General features: G+C 44.9%; 20 protein-coding genes. 6 read left to right on the top strand and 14 right to left on the bottom strand.

Going from position 1 to position 15,966, the window contains the following annotated elements; all coding sequences use genetic code 11:
- Positions 1 to 14: 14 nt before the first annotated feature.
- Positions 15 to 827 carry a class I SAM-dependent methyltransferase gene (locus BM008_RS10485; protein WP_091936737.1) on the bottom strand — a complete coding sequence of 271 codons (813 nt, stop codon included), beginning with the start codon at positions 825 to 827 and terminating at the stop codon, positions 15 to 17.
- A 70-nt stretch (positions 828 to 897) separates the two neighbouring features.
- On the opposite strand from BM008_RS10485, the gene BM008_RS10480 reads away from it, so the two are divergent.
- The gene (locus tag BM008_RS10480) at positions 898 to 1,206 is read left to right on the top strand and encodes a hypothetical protein (protein WP_091936735.1); all 309 of its coding nucleotides are present in this window, start codon (positions 898 to 900) and stop codon (positions 1,204 to 1,206) included.
- Positions 1,207 to 1,224: 18 nt separating this feature from the next.
- On the opposite strand, the gene BM008_RS10475 is transcribed toward BM008_RS10480, so the two are convergent.
- The 5 genes from BM008_RS10475 to BM008_RS10455 form a co-directional block, all read right to left on the bottom strand.
- The gene (locus tag BM008_RS10475) at positions 1,225 to 1,839 is read right to left on the bottom strand and encodes an ABC transporter permease (protein WP_091936733.1); all 615 of its coding nucleotides are present in this window, start codon (positions 1,837 to 1,839) and stop codon (positions 1,225 to 1,227) included.
- Positions 1,833 to 2,483 (bottom strand): ABC transporter permease, encoded by a 651-nt coding sequence (locus BM008_RS10470; RefSeq protein WP_245748007.1) that lies wholly within the window; start codon positions 2,481 to 2,483, stop codon positions 1,833 to 1,835. Before BM008_RS10470 ends, BM008_RS10475 begins: the two co-directional genes overlap by 7 nt.
- A 14-nt stretch (positions 2,484 to 2,497) precedes the next feature.
- Positions 2,498 to 3,625, bottom strand: a complete 1,128-nt coding sequence (locus BM008_RS10465; protein WP_091936731.1) for an ABC transporter ATP-binding protein — start codon at positions 3,623 to 3,625, stop codon at positions 2,498 to 2,500.
- A gap of 58 nt (positions 3,626 to 3,683) precedes the next feature.
- Positions 3,684 to 4,631, bottom strand: a complete 948-nt coding sequence (locus BM008_RS10460; protein WP_091936729.1) for a glycine betaine ABC transporter substrate-binding protein — start codon at positions 4,629 to 4,631, stop codon at positions 3,684 to 3,686.
- 126 nt (positions 4,632 to 4,757) lie between these two features.
- Complete coding sequence (locus BM008_RS10455; protein ID WP_091936983.1) at positions 4,758 to 5,351, bottom strand: 4Fe-4S binding protein; 594 nt, start codon at positions 5,349 to 5,351, stop codon at positions 4,758 to 4,760.
- A gap of 173 nt (positions 5,352 to 5,524) precedes the next feature.
- On the opposite strand from BM008_RS10455, the gene BM008_RS10450 reads away from it, so the two are divergent.
- Positions 5,525 to 5,824 (top strand): DUF427 domain-containing protein, encoded by a 300-nt coding sequence (locus BM008_RS10450; RefSeq protein WP_091936728.1) that lies wholly within the window; start codon positions 5,525 to 5,527, stop codon positions 5,822 to 5,824.
- A 9-nt stretch (positions 5,825 to 5,833) separates the two neighbouring features.
- Here BM008_RS10450 and BM008_RS10445 read toward each other — a convergent pair whose 3' ends face one another.
- The 4 genes from BM008_RS10445 to BM008_RS10430 form a co-directional block, all read right to left on the bottom strand.
- Positions 5,834 to 7,471 carry an acetolactate synthase large subunit gene (locus tag BM008_RS10445; RefSeq protein ID WP_091936726.1) on the bottom strand — a complete coding sequence of 546 codons (1,638 nt, stop codon included), beginning with the start codon at positions 7,469 to 7,471 and terminating at the stop codon, positions 5,834 to 5,836.
- A gap of 3 nt (positions 7,472 to 7,474) precedes the next feature.
- Complete coding sequence (locus tag BM008_RS10440; protein ID WP_091936725.1) at positions 7,475 to 8,842, bottom strand: NAD-dependent succinate-semialdehyde dehydrogenase; 1,368 nt, start codon at positions 8,840 to 8,842, stop codon at positions 7,475 to 7,477.
- 150 nt (positions 8,843 to 8,992) lie between these two features.
- Positions 8,993 to 10,357 (bottom strand): NAD-dependent succinate-semialdehyde dehydrogenase, encoded by a 1,365-nt coding sequence (locus BM008_RS10435; protein ID WP_091936723.1) that lies wholly within the window; start codon positions 10,355 to 10,357, stop codon positions 8,993 to 8,995.
- 86 nt (positions 10,358 to 10,443) lie between these two features.
- Positions 10,444 to 10,875, bottom strand: a complete 432-nt coding sequence (locus BM008_RS10430) for a DUF61 family protein (RefSeq protein WP_091936721.1) — start codon at positions 10,873 to 10,875, stop codon at positions 10,444 to 10,446.
- A 127-nt stretch (positions 10,876 to 11,002) separates the two neighbouring features.
- Here BM008_RS10430 and mntA point away from each other — a divergent pair, with 127 nt between their 5' ends.
- Together mntA and BM008_RS10420 are read left to right on the top strand one after the other, a co-directional pair.
- On the top strand, positions 11,003 to 11,329 hold the full coding sequence (gene mntA, locus BM008_RS10425) for a type VII toxin-antitoxin system MntA family adenylyltransferase antitoxin (protein WP_091936720.1): 327 nt from the start codon (positions 11,003 to 11,005) through the stop codon (positions 11,327 to 11,329).
- Entirely contained in the window at positions 11,302 to 11,709 is a 408-nt protein-coding gene (locus BM008_RS10420; RefSeq protein WP_091936718.1) for an HI0074 family nucleotidyltransferase substrate-binding subunit, read from the top strand. The genes mntA and BM008_RS10420 overlap by 28 nt, the downstream gene beginning before the upstream one ends.
- A 10-nt stretch (positions 11,710 to 11,719) precedes the next feature.
- On the opposite strand, the gene BM008_RS10415 is transcribed toward BM008_RS10420, so the two are convergent.
- Complete coding sequence (locus BM008_RS10415) at positions 11,720 to 12,742, bottom strand: Fic family protein (protein ID WP_091936716.1); 1,023 nt, start codon at positions 12,740 to 12,742, stop codon at positions 11,720 to 11,722.
- 54 nt (positions 12,743 to 12,796) lie between these two features.
- Here BM008_RS10415 and BM008_RS10410 point away from each other — a divergent pair, with 54 nt between their 5' ends.
- On the top strand, positions 12,797 to 13,720 hold the full coding sequence (locus tag BM008_RS10410) for a ribose 1,5-bisphosphate isomerase (protein WP_091936714.1): 924 nt from the start codon (positions 12,797 to 12,799) through the stop codon (positions 13,718 to 13,720).
- Between the two features lie 4 nt (positions 13,721 to 13,724).
- Here the strand turns inward: BM008_RS10410 and BM008_RS10405 are convergent, their stop codons facing one another.
- Positions 13,725 to 14,039, bottom strand: a complete 315-nt coding sequence (locus BM008_RS10405; RefSeq protein ID WP_091936712.1) for a helix-hairpin-helix domain-containing protein — start codon at positions 14,037 to 14,039, stop codon at positions 13,725 to 13,727.
- Positions 14,036 to 14,770, bottom strand: coding sequence for a SagB/ThcOx family dehydrogenase (locus BM008_RS10400; RefSeq protein ID WP_091936710.1), 735 nt, complete (start codon positions 14,768 to 14,770; stop codon positions 14,036 to 14,038). The genes BM008_RS10405 and BM008_RS10400 overlap by 4 nt, the downstream gene beginning before the upstream one ends.
- Positions 14,771 to 14,891: 121 nt before the next feature.
- Here BM008_RS10400 and BM008_RS10395 point away from each other — a divergent pair, with 121 nt between their 5' ends.
- Positions 14,892 to 15,467 (top strand): DNA-3-methyladenine glycosylase I, encoded by a 576-nt coding sequence (locus BM008_RS10395; protein ID WP_091936981.1) that lies wholly within the window; start codon positions 14,892 to 14,894, stop codon positions 15,465 to 15,467.
- A 15-nt stretch (positions 15,468 to 15,482) separates the two neighbouring features.
- On the opposite strand, the gene BM008_RS10390 is transcribed toward BM008_RS10395, so the two are convergent.
- On the bottom strand, positions 15,483 to 15,965 hold the full coding sequence (locus tag BM008_RS10390; protein WP_091936708.1) for a hypothetical protein: 483 nt from the start codon (positions 15,963 to 15,965) through the stop codon (positions 15,483 to 15,485).
- Position 15,966 lies beyond the last annotated feature (1 nt).

Here is a 15,966-nt window from a genome sequence, read left to right as displayed (position 1 = left end):
TCATCTCTTTTCTTTTATCTGAATAAGATATCTCTTTTTCTAAGATCGAAAACCCATCTGCTTATGCCCGGAGCAACATTCCCGCATCTGCGGTAGAACTCAACCTCAAATCCCATTCCTTCATACTTCTCGATGAGCTCTGGAATTTCCTCTTTAGGTTTGAAAGTATAGAAATGAACATATCCTCCGGTTCTAACAAGTGAGGAAATGCTTTCAAGAAAATGGTCCATGCCGTATGGTGTCGGAATTATCGCCCTGTCAAATTCCATATTGAGCATATTTGGGATGCAGTTTGCATCGGCGTTGATGATATGGACGTTCTTTTCCACTTTGTTGAGTTTACAGTTCTTTGTAAAGGACTTGCATGCGTTGCCGTTCATTTCCACTGCAACGATCTTTGCACCAGCCGCAGCAGCAGGTATGGCAAAAGGTCCAACACCACTGAAAGGTACAAGCACATCCTCCCCGGCTTTCACAAGGGAAGCGATCCTTTTCCTTTCATATGATAGCCTGCCATTGAAAAAAGAGTTCTTCAGGTCTATCCTGTAAGAGAGGCCGAATTCCCTGTGAACAGTTTCCGTACTGTTACCTGCAATTATTTCAAAGTCTGCCACACGCTTGTTGCCTTCAAGCTTTGATACCTTGTTAAGCACGGTCCTGATGTTCTGCATCATTCCCATGATAATGCGAGCTATGTCCTCATTGTATATTTTCATCTCATCAGGGACCGATACAACAGCAATATCCCCGATGATATCAAAACGGTTAGGCAACCTGTGCAGCTCTTCTGCTGGAATAATGCCTTTCAATTCATCCTTAAAACTCATTTTCGTGTCTGTTTTTGCCTTATGCAATAAAGCAATAAATCATTGATGCATAGATGATTCAGGAGATAAAATGTCAGAAATTGTGGTCGAGGTCGTCAAGTTCAGGCTCATTACCGGAGTAAATGAGAATGAATTCCTTGCAGCATCAAATATCATGATGAAGGAACTTGGTTCACTTGATGGTTTCATTGACCGTGAACTTTTAAAAAAGGAAGATGGCACCTGGATGGATGTTCTGCACTGGGAGAACATGGACGATGCGCTCAAAGCATTTGGTCTGGTCCTCAAGCTTCCACTATGTCTTGAATACTTTAAGCTCATAGATGAATCAAGCATGGAAATGGGTCATTACAGGCTCACACAGCATTTCGGTATATGATATTTCAACCTGTTCTTTTTACTCTTTAACATATCCGGGAGTAACTTTCCTTTCAAGCATTGTGAATGAGACATCTATCAGTACTGCAAGCATGATAGCAGGTATTGCACCTGCCAGAAGGGTACGGGTATTGTAACCTATAAGTCCCTGGAATATTATTTCTCCAAGTCCTCCGCTTCCAATAAAAGCGGTCAGTACTGCAATGCTGTTAGCAAGTATCCCGGCAAACTTGATACCTGCGAACATTGCCGGATATGCATTTGGTAATCTAATATGCCTGTGGATCTGCCACTGGCTTAAACCCACACCTTCTGCGTAATCTATCAGCGCAGGGTCAACATTGCTCAGACCGATATAGGTATTCTTGATTATAGGCAGCAGAGCACGCAGCATTATTGCCACCACAGCAGGTGTGAAGCCTATCCCAAGGAAAGGGACCATGATAGCCACAACCGCAAAACTTGGAACTGCCTGTACGAGATTCGCGAACTTCATCACAGCGAACTCTATCTTTTTACTGTAAAGTGCCGCAAAAGCAAGTGGTAAGGAAACAGCTATGCTGACAAGCAGTGTAGTGTAAACGAGGACGATATGTTCCCATGTGGCTTCAAGCACCGTTTCAAGAATTACCATGTTCCATACCTCTCGTGGAGCTTCTTCTCGATAATGCCTGCAAAACCGTCCAATATCACTGCCAGAAGGCCAGTCCATATCCCTGCAACCAGAATTGCATCTTTCTGATAGAGCTGGATCCCGTTCTGCAGCACCGTTCCAAGTCCTCCGGCAGCTACCAGTCCTCCAAGTGTCACCACACCCATGCAGAACACAAGAGCTATCCTTATACCACCTGCTATAAGCGGTAATGACATGGGGATCCTTACTTTGAACAATGCTTCTCTTGGAGAGAGTCCTATGGCATGTGCAACGTAGGTGTATTGCTCATCCACACCCTTCAGTCCTGTATATGTGTTCCTTGCAACCGGAAGTATGGAATAGAGCACACATGCTGCAATGGTGGGACCAGCACCGAGTTTGAGTATTGGTAGTAGAAGGACGATGAGAGCCAGGTCAGGTATCGTCTCAACGATGTTCAGGAAATTGAGGACCGGATCAGCGGTCTTTGGTCTCATATATATGAAGACACCCACAGAGACACCGATCATTATCGACAGCATTAGGGCTATGCTGAACATATGCAGGTGCTCAATGGTTCGCATGGTCATAAGATGTCTTTCCCAGACATCTGCTATGACCCGTATCGTCAACATATTCTCCATCAGGTATCTCCCCTTTAGATAAGTTTCAGCAGCACCTCGTCAGAAATGAGGATACCTATCGGATCGTTCGAGTTCATAACGATCGCAAGATATTCTCCAGTGCTCTTCATTTCAGAGAGTGCGAAAGCAACTGAATCGGTCGGCTGGAATATTTTAACGGGTCTTGCAACATCACTCAGTTTCTGTGATCTGGTCCTGCATTTCATCAGTTCCACCATAGTGACCTGCCCTATCAGTCTCTCACCCTCGAACACAAAAGCAGTTTCAAGGTCTCTTTCGGTCATCACGTCTACTGCATCACAGGTCTCAGTTCTACCTTCAAGTACGTATTTCTCATCGAAAGGTGACATCAGGTCTTTGACCTTGAGAGTATCCATGTGTTTGAATTTCCTCTGGGTATCAACTATATCTGCAACAAGCTCATTTGCAGGGTTGAAGATCAACTCTTCAGGGGGACCGACCTGTACAAGCTCTCCCTGGTTCATTATTGCTATCCTGTCACCGAGTACAAGAGCTTCCTCTATATCGTGGGTAACGAAAACTATCGTACGGTTGATCTCGTTCTTTATCTTGAGGAACTCCTTCTGGAGCTGTTTTCTTAAAATAGGGTCAAGTGCACCGAAGGGTTCGTCCATCAGGAACAGGGGAGGGTCCATTGCCATAGCCCTGGCAAGACCTACTCTTTGCTGTTGTCCGCCACTGAGTTGCCTTGGATACCTATCCATGAACATGTCAGGTGGCAACGATACAAATTCAAGGAGGGTACGTACTCTTTCCTTTATCCTTTCCTTATCCCATCCCTCAAGCTTCGGTACAAGACCGATATTCTCCCCAATGGTCATGTGAGGAAAGAGACCTATGTTCTGTATCACATAACCCATATTGCGACGCAGACGGACCGGGTCTGCATCCTTTGTGTTTATCCCGTTGATAGTAACGGTTCCTGCATCCTGCTCGATCATACGGTTGATCATTCTCAGTGCAGTGGTCTTTCCTGAACCACTGGGTCCGATCAGGATAAGGAGTTCTCCACCCTGTATCTCAAGGTCAAGGTCCTTCACTGCAAATCCGTGACCATACTTCTTTGTTATCCCTTCCAGGTGGATGGAATCTATTCTCTCGAACAGCCTTTCGGTTTGCATGACATGCACCCTGGGTTGTTTCGTGTTTAAAAATAAGAGAGAAAAGAATATCTGTTCTTTATCCCTCTATGATGCCTTCAGCGACAAGGAACTCATATGCGATATCCCTTGGTTCCTTCTGCTCGATATCGAACTGATAGTTCAGCTGTCTCATTGTATCGGTATCTATTGCACCGTCGAGCTTCTTCATAGCAGCAATAGCCTCAGGATTCTCATCTGCGAATTCCTCTGTGACTATCAGGATAGCATCGTAAGGTGGCAGTGCGTTCTTATCATCCTCAAGCACTCTGAGGTCGAATACCTCATTTCTTGTATCGGTAGTGTATGCTGATATTGCATTGACCTCGTCGTTCCTGATGGCTTCGTACATGACGGTAGCGACTGCCTGCTTGTAGTCCATGAACTCAAATCCGTACACTTCAGTGATACGTGGAAGTCCATCTTCACGTGTGGCAAATTCCGGATCTGTACCGATGGTCATTTCTGCTGCGTATGGTTCGAGATCACTTATCTTTGTGACATTGTTCTCAGCAGCCCATTCTTCCTGTACTGCAATAGCATATGCATCCTCAAAACCAAGGTTGCTGACTATCATTACACCGTCCTGTTCCATGAGACCTTCTTCTGTCATGTTATACACGACCTGCCTGTCCCAGTTGTCAAGCTGTTCAAGGCTGAGTATCTGGCTGTAAGCAGTACCGGTATATTCAGCATATGTGTGTATCTGACCTGCTTTCAAAGCCTCATAATTGACAAATGTCCCACCAAGACCTTGTTTAACATCAGTGTCATACCCCGCATCCTCAAGAACAAGAGCTGTCATGTGAGCAAGGATATATGATTCCTGGAAAAGCTTGGACCCTATCACAATGGTCTCTTCCTTCATCTGCTGGTCAGTAGCATCTTCCATATCAGTATTATCTGCCATGTCTGAGGTCTGGTCTGTGCAACCAGCGGCAAAAAGAGCCATAATTACAACTAAAAGTATCAGAATTGTCTTTTTCATAGTTAAACACCCCGAGATCGCTTGTTATCAGTAACTGTAATTCGATAACGACTTCCCTATAAGATACATGATGTACACTTTTTATAAATGTATCATCAGGGATATTTTTGTAATGTACTCTCCCGATCACTTGATAAGTTCGATCGCATCGACAGGACATTTCTCATAACAATTTCCACATTTCAGGCATATAGAGGCGTTTATTGTGTAAATCTCCCCTTCTATGATGGCTCCTACAGGACAGGCATCTTTGCAAACACCACAGGCAATGCAGTTATCATTGATCAGGTAACCACTTTTTTCCACTGTAGCTCCTCCGAAGGCGAACTTTTCACGTTCAGGAGGGACAACTGAAAGGTCGAATACTTCCCCTGTCCCTTTTGAAAGACAGAATACCTCAAGTATCTCTCTGGTATCACCGGGATACAGTTCTTTCATTGCAGGATTCTGGTCGAATATCCTTTCAAGAAGTTCCTGGCCCACGAACTCTATCCTGCCTTTGACCCTGACCATAACATAATTCTTGTCCATGGCAACTATGGCGATCTCAGGATCATCTTTCAGTTGCCTGTAGTATGCTTTTCCGCGTGCTGTCAGAAAATAGAGTTTTCCATTTTCATGAAGCATCACATCGGTCATTCTTACAGCCGGTCTTCCGTCATCAATAGTTGCAATTGCTACTGATCTGACAGTTCTCAGGAACTCAAGCGGATCATGCATTATATCACTCCCATCAAAGATCATGTTCCATACCATAAAGTGATCTGCGGTCAATGGAGAGGGGACAGAAATACTGTGATGCTTTCAGGCTCTTCACATGAGAATATATACTAATTCTTCCATGCACACTCTTTTAAACTGTAAAGAACAAATATACAGATGGAGTGGTCAATATGGCAAAAGCTACATGGAACGGAGTTACTCTTGCAGAGAGCAATGAAACGATAATGATCGAAGGCAATCATTATTTTCCGCCGGATTCTGTTAATATGGAATACTTCAGGAAAAGTGACTATCAGACTACCTGTCCCTGGAAAGGGCTTGCAAATTATTATGACGTCGTTGTTGATGGAGATGTCAATACTGATGCTGCATGGTATTATCCTGAACCCAAAGCAGGTTCGCCTGAAAAGGTGGGCAAGGATTTCAGGGACTATGTTGCATTCTGGAAAGATGTGGATGTAAGGGATTAACCCTTATTCTCACAATTCACAGAAGTTGTTCTTCAGTTTCTCTGTAAGTTTGATATTCTCAGAATAGTCAACCGGCACATCCAGAAGCCAGACACCACCTGCACTTAGTGCTTCCTCTAGTCTTGGTCTCAACTCTTCCGCACCTTCAAGTTTAACACCTTTTGCACCAAAGCTCTGTGCAAGCATAACAAAATCAGGGTTAGTGAAATCGATACCTATGGTCTCGTTGAACGCTTTTCTCTCATGCCATTCGATGAGTCCGTACTTCGAGTCATTGAAGATCACTACAACAAAGTTGCATCCAAGTCTTACAGCAGTTTCAAGGTCCTGGAGGTTCATGAGGAAACCACCATCTCCTGCTATTGCCACAACCTTCTTCTCAGGTTTGATAAGGCTTGCTGCGATCGCACCGGGAAGTGCAAATCCCATGGTAGCAAGTCCGTTGGATATGAAAACAGTATTAGGTTCGTAGGCAGGGAAAAGACGCCCGATCCACAATTTGTGGGCTCCTACATCGCTTATCAGGATGTCATCTCTTCCAAGCGCTTCCCTCACATCGCTCAGTATCCTCTGTGGTTTCATAGGGAATGACAAGTCCTCTGCATAGTCCTCTATCTCTGCTCTCATCCTTGAGCGGACCTTCGTGAACCTGTCCGGCATCTCTCTTGTAAACTCACACTGCTGTCTCAGGCTGAAAAGTGCCTGTTTGATACTTCCGATAAGCATGATGTCCGGGACATAGTTCTCATCTATTTCCGGGTGGTCATTATGAATGTGTATTATCTTCTTTGACTTGTCAGGATTCCAGAATTTTGGTGTGTACTCAACGTAATCGAACCCTATACATATCACAAGGTCAGCCATTTCAAACCCACACATAATGTGGTCGCGGTCCTTGATACCCATTGAACCAAGGTAGTGCTCATCATCAGCAGGTATCGCGCCTTTTCCCATGAATGTTGTAGCTACAGGAAGTCCTGTGAACTGGACCAGTTTCCTGAGCTCGATCGCTGCATCTTCCCTGAACACACCATTTCCTGCAAGTATCATTGGCATGGAGCTTTCTCTTATCATTTCAGCAGCTCTTTTGAGCTCTCTCTCATCGTGGAGACTGATATGAGGATACACTTTCCTGGCGATAGGCTCCTTTGATGTCTCTTCCTTGGCAACATCTTCGGGAAGCTCTATATGTGTTGCTCCCGGACGGTCAGCAGCGATATCGAATGCCTTGTGAACTATCTCAGGGATGAAATCAGGACGTGTGACCTTAGAGTTCCAGGTTGTGAATTGTTTGAAAGCAGTAACAATATCGATGTATTGATGTGATTCCTTGTGAGTCTTTTCAAGGGCTGACTGACCTGTTATTGCTACCAGTGGTGCTCTGTCAAGTTGTGCGTCAGCAACACCTGTTATGAGATTAGTGGCTCCGGGACCAAGTGTTGCAAGACATACGCCAGGCCTGTGAGTGAGCCTTCCGTGCATATCTGCCATGAAAGCGGCACTCTGCTCATGTCTGGTAGGGATGAATTTTATCTTTGACTTCCGGAGCGATTCGGTAAGGTCTATGGTCTCCTCCCCTGGGACACCGAATATATATTCAACACCTTCATTTTCAAGACATTTGACAAAGAGATCACTAGCTTTCATTTTTTAATACACCTTCATTGATTTGACAGTCATAAATTCAAGCATTCCTATACGATACAGTTCTCTTCCAACACCACTTTTCTTCATTCCCCCAAATGGTAGTCGTGGGTCGGAAGCTACTATGTTGTTAACAGCAATAATACCAGCCTCTATGTGCCGTGTCATTCTCATAGCTCTCTGGCTCTCTTTGCTCCAGATGCTGGCACCAAGTCCGTATTCTGTGCTGTTAGCGATCTCAATGGCTTCTTCTTCATTGCTGAATGTTATTATAGGTGCTACAGGTCCGAAGGTCTCCTCAATGACAACAGGCGCTTCCTTTGCAATATTGCTGAGAACCGTTGGCATGTAGAAGTATCCATCTCCTTCCTGAGGTCCGCCTTGTGCCAGTACGTTAGCTCCCATTTTAATGCTCTTATCTACCTGATCTTTGATGAGCTCCATCTGTCCTTTACTTGAAAGTGGTCCCATATCGGTCTCGGGATCCATTGGGTCACCTATCCTGAGTTTGCTGACATTGTCAAGGAAAAGGTCTGTGAAATTTTCCACGATAGTCTCGTCAATTAGTAAACGTTTGGCTGCAATACAGCTTTGTCCACAGTTCTGGAACCGGGCTGAAACCGCTGCTTTGGCCACTTTTTCGATATCTGCATCGTCCAGAACGATAAGCGGATCACTCCCACCAAGTTCCAGGACGACCTTTTTGATATTTCTTCCTGCTGCCTCTGCTACCTTTTCTCCAGCTGGTTTGCTTCCAGTGAAGGTCACGGCACTGATCTCATTCCTCGATATTAGTGAGGAAGCTGTGGGGCCATCCACGAGAAGTGTCTGATAGACACCTTCAGGAACACCGGCCTCTATAAAGATCTTCTCTATCTCCAGGGCACACATGGGAACGTTACTTGCATGTTTCAGAAGTACTGTATTTCCACCAGCAAGTGCAGGTATTCCGAATCTTAGTGCCTGCCAGAACGGGAAGTTCCATGGCATTATGCTCAGAACTGTCCCAACAGGCTCGTAGACAAAACCTGATGTTTCAGCATCTGTTTCCACGAATTCAGCTGCAAGGAAAGTGTCTGCCTTCTCTGCAAAATAATCGCACGTCCATGCACATTTATCGATCTCTGCAAGGGATTCCTTGATGGGCTTTCCCATTTCCTTTGTTATGGTCTCTGCAAGTTCTTCTCTCCTGCTTCTCAGGACCTCAGCAACGCATTCGATGGAAAATGTCCTTTCTACTATGGGTTCTTTCTTCCACTCATCGAATGCTTTTCTTGAATTCTCTATCTTCTGGTCCACCATTTGCTGAGAATAGAGATCGAACTCTCCATTCAGTTCCCCTGTTGCAGGATTGACAGAACGTATCTTACCCAATTATAATTCCCCTGTTGTATTATATGAAGTACGGGAGCTTTCACTCCTTTCTTTTATTTAATAGTTGATATGATATATAATTGATTTAGGAGTAGTTCAAAAAAGAGAGAAAAAAGGAAAATGAGAATTATATTTTGAATTGATGTGTACTTACATTAATTTCACAGACTTGATATTCATGAACTCAAGGAACCCATGCCTTGAAAGCTCTCTGCCCATTCCGCTTTTCTTGACACCACCAAAAGGCAGGCATGCCTGTGGTGTGCAGAATGAGTTGATCCCTACCATTCCTGTCTCAAGTTCTGATGCGATCTTCATGGCCCTGTCACGGTCCTGACTCCAGACACTTGCTCCCAGACCGAACTCGGAATCGTTGGCAAGTTCGATGGCTTCTTCCTCAATTTTCACAGTGATTATCGGTGCCACAGGTCCGAATGTCTCCTCACTCATGACCTTCATATCCCGGGTCACATTACTGAGGACAGTTGGTGAGTACATGTAACCTTTACCTGCCATTCTTCCACCGGGGACAATTGCCTTTGCACCCTTTGATATTGCATCGTTGACCTGCGCCTCGAGCGCCAGTATCTGTTCATCCCTGACCATTGGACCGATATCTGTCTCAGGGTCCATCGGGTCACCGATGTTCAGTTTATTCGTCCCTTCAACGAACCTTTCCGTGAATTCCTCTGCACCCTCTTCCATGACGATGAAACGTTTGGCAGCTATGCAGGTCTGTCCGGTATTGATGAAACGGCTCGGAACAGCTACCTTTGCAGCCATTTCCACATTGGCATCATCGAGTATCAGGAATGGATCACTTCCACCAAGTTCCAGCACGAACTTCTTCATATTGTGGGCTGAAAGTTCAGCAACCTTCTGTCCGGCATCGAACCCCCCGGTGAATGATACGGCTTTGATCTCATCCCTTGGGATAAGTGAGGATGCGGTCTTTCCATCGATAAGCATTGTCTGGAAGACCCCCTCAGGGAATCCGGCCTCAAGGAAGATGTTCTCGATCTCAAGTGCACACATTGGCACATAGCTGGAATGCTTGAGAAGCATGACATTACCGCCTGCAAGTACATGAGCGGCTGCACTGAGAACCTGCCAGAACGGGAAGTTCCATGGTTTGATAGCAAGAACGGTTCCCATTGGTTCATAATGTATTGTAGAGTCGCATAATTCCTCTGCAGGCTCGGGTTCAAGCATCCTCTCTGCGTTGTCAGCAAAATAGTCGAACATGGTGGCACATTTCACAACCTCAGGAACAGCCTGCTTGATGACCTTTCCCATCTCTGCCGTGATAAGTTCACCATACTGTTGCTTGTTCTTCCTCAACAGATCTGCGAAGTTCTTCAGGAGCTCATTACGCTCTGAGATATCGGTTCGTTTCCATTCCCTGAAGGTGTCTGCAGACTTTTTGAGCATCCTGCTCACCTGCTCGTCAGTATGCATTTCAACTTCACCTATTACTGTGCCTGTTGTGGGGTTAATGGATGGGATGGTGGTCATGATCTTTCCTCGATATAATTGATATAATTACAATGTCCCATATTTGGTATTATTGATTGGATAAAAAGTGAGAGTATTCCAAGATTTTATCTCATAGCTATCTGTACAACAGTCGGATATTTCCTCATGATAGAATAAGCAATGGACTTGCCGACCCACATCTTTCCCTGTTGCATCTGCCTCATCTCACTCAGTTCTTCAAGTATCTGTAATGCAGAAAGTGCGTTAGGGTCGTTCAGGTAACAACTGTCAGGTACTTTTGTGTCCGAAAAAAAGATCACAGGCAGTTTTAGTTTATCGTGCAGGTCCGGTGGAAGTCTTTCACTTAGCTCCTTCAGTGCAGAGCTATCAAAGACATGTTCTTTTCCTGATCTTGTTCTTGAGACCGGTCTTTCTCCCGTCAGAAGCTGTGCCAGGCTCTTACGCTCAGAAACGATACCGTCGTTCAGCTTTCCCATTTCTAGTCTCATCCATCTTGTGAGGATGGGATCATCGGCTATTGGATACCTTCCGGACATATTCCTCAGTTCTATCTATGATGTTTTACTTGAAATCGATTTTGAGTAGAGGATATCTGATAAATAATTTAAAGCTGTAATCTGATAAAGTAGATAGAGATCCTAATTACATGAAAGGAACCAGAAAATGCCTGATATATCACAAGTCTTTGAAACCTCTATCCGAAAAGTGAAGGCTGCGGTCCTTCAGACATTTGAGGACGATGATGTAAAAATAGTTCTTTTCGGTTCAAGGGCAAGGGGAAATGCCCACTGTACATCGGACATTGACATAGGTATCCTACCACAGGATAGTTGTGACAGAAAAAAGATAACTGCATTAAGAGCAGATCTGGAGGAAATGAACATCCCCTATACAGTGGATCTGGTGGACCTTTCTACCGTTTCCGGGGATTTCAGACAAAAAGTGCTGGATGAGGGAGAAGTATGGAAAGACAGTATAAGCTGCAAATGAAGGCAAGGGTTGCAAAAAGAGCCCTTGGAACGCTGCAGGAGATCATGGACGAGCCATACTCCGTCATAATCAGGGATGCTGCTATCCAGCGTTTCGAGTATACGTTCGAAGCTATCTGGAAAATGATCAAAGAATATCTCATTGAAAGGGAAGGTATTGTATGCAACTCCCCTAAATCATGTTTCCGTGAAGCTTTCAAAATGGATCTGATAAATGAAACTGAAAGCATGCAGGCACTCTATATGACCGATGACAGGAACATGACGACCCACACTTATCATGAGGATGTGGCAGAAGAGATATACAAAGAACTTTCAGGATACTATGGTCTCATGGATAAGATCTACAATAATATAGTCCGTGATTCCGGTCTGGAGTGAACTCTCATTTTCATATAAGTTCATCCAGATGGTCGTATCTGAGCTTGTAGTAGGTTCCTCTTCCTGTTCTTCCGACCTGCACGAATATCTTTTTCTTAACCAGTTCCTGAAGGTCACGCTTTGCTGTTGAGGCACCAAGGTCACACAGTTTCTGGTATTCTTTGTTGGTGATCTTCCCCATCTCACGGGCGAAGCGTATGGCTTTGACCTGTCGGTCCTTCAGTCCTGTCTGTATATATTTACCCACCGTGCCGTAGTCACGGCTTATGTTCAGTACGGCGTTCTCAACTCTTGAGACTTTCAATGCAAGACCATAGAGATAATATTCCAGCCATTCGTTCAAATTTGGTTCTTCTCTATTCCAGCCTTCGAGTTTTTCAAAATAATCCTTCTTTCGCTGATTGAAGAATTCCTCAAGGGTGAACAGTTTCTTTGCTTCCCTGAAGTTCTTGCTAAGCAGGTATGAAGAGATGCTCGTGGCAATGGTACCGCTTGCCTTCTCGAACGGATGCATACGATATAGTTCATAGTGGACGATACCTGCTACAAGTGCTGGCATGATCTCTGAGGCTTCTTCACCATATATCCAGTCAATGAGGTCCCGGACACAGTATCTAACCCTTTCCGGTTCCATGAACCCTTCAGCAACCGTCGTTCTGTATCTGCCCAGTTCATCCTCAGGTAGTATATCCTTTGTGGCAATTCTATGCAGATCGAGCACCATTTCCTCGGAGATATCTCCGTCACTTCCCTGAAGATATTCGTTCAATTCCAGGAAGTTCAGTACCTGTTTCTTGTCGGTCTCGTCCCCGAATATGTCCTGTCCGTTGACCAGTTTGGTAACCTGTCGAATGGAAAGCCCATTCTCTTCAAGACTTGTTGCATGATAGGCAAGCCTGAAAAGGTTGTTGATCTGTAGTCGTCTTTCCCATGCAGGAGGCACGTGAGTATTAAGAATTATCTCCCTTGCTGCCTGTATCCTTGCCAGGAGGCGTACTATTCTGTCATTGTACTGGAAATCCGGCTGGTACATATTCTCTCTCTTCTGACTGGCTAAATATAAATTCTTTAAGTACGACTTATAATTATGGATGACCTGAACACTACTGCAGAGAAGATAAGAACTATGGAGATCAGGGGAGCGGGAAGGATCGCCGTTGCAGCGTCTGCCGCTTTAAGGGACCATGCAAAGAAACTGAAGTCCCTTCCAATGAAAGAGTTCGAGATCAAGCTCGAAGAGGCTGCAAAGACACTTGTGGATACCAGACCAACGGCGGTCTCTCTCCCAAATGCAGTTGCTCTTACAAAGAGACACAGTTCAACTAATGTATATGCTGCCATCGATGAGATCGACTCCAATGCAGAGAAGTTCATCAAGAATGCAGAAGAGGCATTGGATAAGATCGGCAGGATAGGTGCTGAGCGTATCCATGACGGTGATGTCATAATGACACACTGTAATTCACATGCAGCAATATCAATTATCAAGACCGCTTTTGATCAGGGCAAGGACATCTCTGTCATCGCAACAGAATCCCGGCCAAGAAGACAGGGTTTCATCACTATCAGGGAACTGAACGACTATGGTATCCCCACAACACTCATCGTTGATTCCGCTGTGAGACTCACTATGAAGAAAGTCGACCTTGTGGTAGTTGGTGCAGATTCGATATCTGTCAACGGAGCTTTGATCAACAAGATAGGTACTTCACAGCTTGCAATGGCAGCACAGGAAGCTCGCAGGAATGTGATCGTTGCTGCAGAGACCTATAAATTCAGTCCTCGCACCCTCCTTGGTGAGATGGTGGAGATAGAGGACCGTTCCAGTGAGGAGGTCATCGATCCTGAGATACTCAAGGAGCTTCCAAATGTGAAGGTCAGCAATCCTGCTTTCGATGTGACACCGGCAGAATATATCGACCTGATAATCACTGAGGTTGGAGCTTTCCCTCCAGCTATGGCATTCACGGTAATACGGGATTATCTTGGGCTGGAAATTGCCGATATCTGATCGATCATTCCTTTCTTTTTTCCATGTTCTTATCGGACCAGTTCCACCATTTTAGAAGTTCTGGGTCGTGTTCTTCATTAGATGCAAAATAGACGGCACACCTGAATACGTAGAGCATGCATCTGTCCACCTGAGTTCCCTGAATGTCACATAATTGGAGATAGAGCTCTTCAGGATCCCTGTCCATGAGGTCTTTAATGCTGCGAATACCCATGTTCCACAGGTCATCAGCTATATTCTTCCCAATTCCCGGGATCTGCATAAGTTCCTTTTTCACGGTTCTGTGATCATCAAACCCGGTTTTTGTCCTGTCCCTCATTTTTTACCCACGGTTGCCACGTATATCACGAACTCGTTCTCCCCGTCAACACCGATAACGGGATTTATCTCTTCATCAAGGAATGCAGCTATGGCACAGACACCACAGCCTACAGACCCTGCACTGAGATAGAGATTCTGACATGTATGTCCTGCATCCAGATGCAGATACCTGTAGCCCCTCTGTCCGTATCTCCATGCCATCCTGTATGGTACTGCTGTCCAGATGAATGTCACCGCGCTGCTCTTTACAAATGGCTGGTCAAGACATCCACGCATTACCCTGTCGGCAATATCTTCACTCATATCGATCTCAACAAGCTTATGTTCGATCGGGAGGAAGCGATAGAGACCTTTTTCAAGTCCATGTACATTGTTCACAAGAATATAGGTCTCCAGTGCGTGTCTGGCTCCTGCTGAGGGGACGTTCCTGAATGTCACGACATCCCGGACAACTTCTTTGACACCCTGTGTGCACCAGAGAAGGTATGATAGCTCCTCAATGGGAAGTGGTTCTGAACTATAGTTCCTGACACTCGATCTCTTTTCGATAGCCTGTCTCAATCCGATATCCTCAATTTCGATATCCTTTGGCAGAGGAAGGTCCACTATACTGTCGCTATCCTCTGTTCCCAGTTCAAGTTCCGGCTGAGGATACCCGCTGGCCTGGTCCGACATACCAAGATATCCGTACTGTGTCTTTTCCATGAACTCTTTGCCTGTTCCACTCATGTTAATAACCCCGATATTTCCTTAAGGAGAATTTCACCTGTTCATACTAGTCCTTTATGCTTCCTGATATTGTATGTGAATAAAAAGAAGAAATATAATGTTTGATAGCTCATTTAAGAATATGAGTGAACGATGCCAGTGGTCTGAGGTCAACGAACACGAGATAAAGTATCATGATACTGAATGGGGTGTGCCTGAACACGATGACAGGAAGTTGTTCGAGTTCCTGATACTAGAGGGAGCGCAGGCAGGACTTAGCTGGGACACCATCCTCAAAAGAAGGGAGAACTACAGGAAAGTCTTCGATGGGTTTGACTACAACAAGGTCGCTGATTACGATGGTGCAAAGATCGAGGAACTTCTTCAGGATGCCGGTATCATAAGGAACAAGCTGAAAATACGTTCATCGGTCAGCAATGCAAAGGCTTTCATCAAGGTACGAGGTGAGTTTGGCTCGTTCGATAATTACTTGAGATCATTCCTGCCGGACGGAAAACCAATACAGAACTCATGGAAGTCCATGTCAGATATACCTGCAAAAACCGAGCTTTCCGAAAGGATAAGCAAGGATATGAAGAAAAGGGGCTTCAACTTTGTTGGCCCAACTATAGTCTATGCTTTCATGCAGGCTGTAGGAATGGTCAACGATCATGTGACCGGATGTTTCAGGTATCAGGAATGCAGGGATATGGAATAGTTCTATTGGACCTGCTCAGGCTCTTTTCCAGTATCTGTAGGTAAACATCACAATAGCTGGCAGGAAAGAGATCACGCATAGTGTGTATATCGTTCCTGATCCAACCATTCCAAGAAGAGGATTGGCAGAGAGTGGCCAGAAAGGAATGATATCTGTATAAAGGAAAGAGTCCAGGAATACGTGGCTCCACGTTCCAATTATCGAACCTGCAATTATGGAAATGAAAGAATATGTTTGTTCTATTCTCAGTTTATCGGTAACTCTTGTCAGCCAGTTTCTCTGTGAGAACAGTATCCATGAGATAAGCAACGCTATAAGTGTTGCAGTCAGGAAATTATGGAGCGGTCCGTGAAGAGGGCGACAACCTGTGAACAGGCAATAGGTAGCCCTTACATCGATAATGACGCTGCCAAGTAAAATAGAAAAGAGGTTGACCTTTCTCTCGAATATCTCTCCGAGAAGAAAGGCAGGTCCGAAATGAAAAGGTGTGAATGGCATT

Origin of the sequence: Methanolobus profundi (assembly GCF_900114835.1) — an archaeon.
GTDB lineage: Archaea > Halobacteriota > Methanosarcinia > Methanosarcinales > Methanosarcinaceae > Methanolobus > Methanolobus profundi.
The sequence above is the reverse complement of the archived record's forward strand: the minus strand, read 5'-3'. Positions and strand labels throughout refer to the sequence as shown.

Bases quoted from the DNA above. Each gene is read 5' to 3' on its own strand.
- BM008_RS10450 (WP_091936728.1), top strand. From the start codon at position 5,525: ATGGCAAAAGCTACATGGAACGGAGTTACTCTTGCAGAGAGCAATGAA.
- BM008_RS10455 (WP_091936983.1), bottom strand. From the start codon at position 5,351: ATGCATGATCCGCTTGAGTTCCTGAGAACTGTCAGATCAGTAGCAATT.
- BM008_RS10465 (WP_091936731.1), bottom strand. From the start codon at position 3,625: ATGCAAACCGAAAGGCTGTTCGAGAGAATAGATTCCATCCACCTGGAA.
- BM008_RS10395 (WP_091936981.1), top strand. From the start codon at position 14,892: ATGAGTGAACGATGCCAGTGGTCTGAGGTCAACGAACACGAGATAAAG.
- BM008_RS10400 (WP_091936710.1), bottom strand. From the start codon at position 14,770: ATGAGTGGAACAGGCAAAGAGTTCATGGAAAAGACACAGTACGGATAT.
- BM008_RS10430 (WP_091936721.1), bottom strand. From the start codon at position 10,875: ATGTCCGGAAGGTATCCAATAGCCGATGATCCCATCCTCACAAGATGG.
- BM008_RS10470 (WP_245748007.1), bottom strand. From the start codon at position 2,483: ATGGAGAATATGTTGACGATACGGGTCATAGCAGATGTCTGGGAAAGA.
- BM008_RS10405 (WP_091936712.1), bottom strand. From the start codon at position 14,039: ATGAGGGACAGGACAAAAACCGGGTTTGATGATCACAGAACCGTGAAA.
- BM008_RS10415 (WP_091936716.1), bottom strand. From the start codon at position 12,742: ATGTACCAGCCGGATTTCCAGTACAATGACAGAATAGTACGCCTCCTG.
- BM008_RS10420 (WP_091936718.1), top strand. From the start codon at position 11,302: ATGGAAAGACAGTATAAGCTGCAAATGAAGGCAAGGGTTGCAAAAAGA.
- BM008_RS10445 (WP_091936726.1), bottom strand. From the start codon at position 7,471: ATGAAAGCTAGTGATCTCTTTGTCAAATGTCTTGAAAATGAAGGTGTT.
- BM008_RS10390 (WP_091936708.1), bottom strand. From the start codon at position 15,965: ATGCCATTCACACCTTTTCATTTCGGACCTGCCTTTCTTCTCGGAGAG.
- mntA (WP_091936720.1), top strand. From the start codon at position 11,003: ATGCCTGATATATCACAAGTCTTTGAAACCTCTATCCGAAAAGTGAAG.
- BM008_RS10435 (WP_091936723.1), bottom strand. From the start codon at position 10,357: ATGACCACCATCCCATCCATTAACCCCACAACAGGCACAGTAATAGGT.
- BM008_RS10475 (WP_091936733.1), bottom strand. From the start codon at position 1,839: ATGGTAATTCTTGAAACGGTGCTTGAAGCCACATGGGAACATATCGTC.
- BM008_RS10480 (WP_091936735.1), top strand. From the start codon at position 898: ATGTCAGAAATTGTGGTCGAGGTCGTCAAGTTCAGGCTCATTACCGGA.
- BM008_RS10410 (WP_091936714.1), top strand. From the start codon at position 12,797: ATGGATGACCTGAACACTACTGCAGAGAAGATAAGAACTATGGAGATC.
- BM008_RS10460 (WP_091936729.1), bottom strand. From the start codon at position 4,631: ATGAAAAAGACAATTCTGATACTTTTAGTTGTAATTATGGCTCTTTTT.
- BM008_RS10485 (WP_091936737.1), bottom strand. From the start codon at position 827: ATGAGTTTTAAGGATGAATTGAAAGGCATTATTCCAGCAGAAGAGCTG.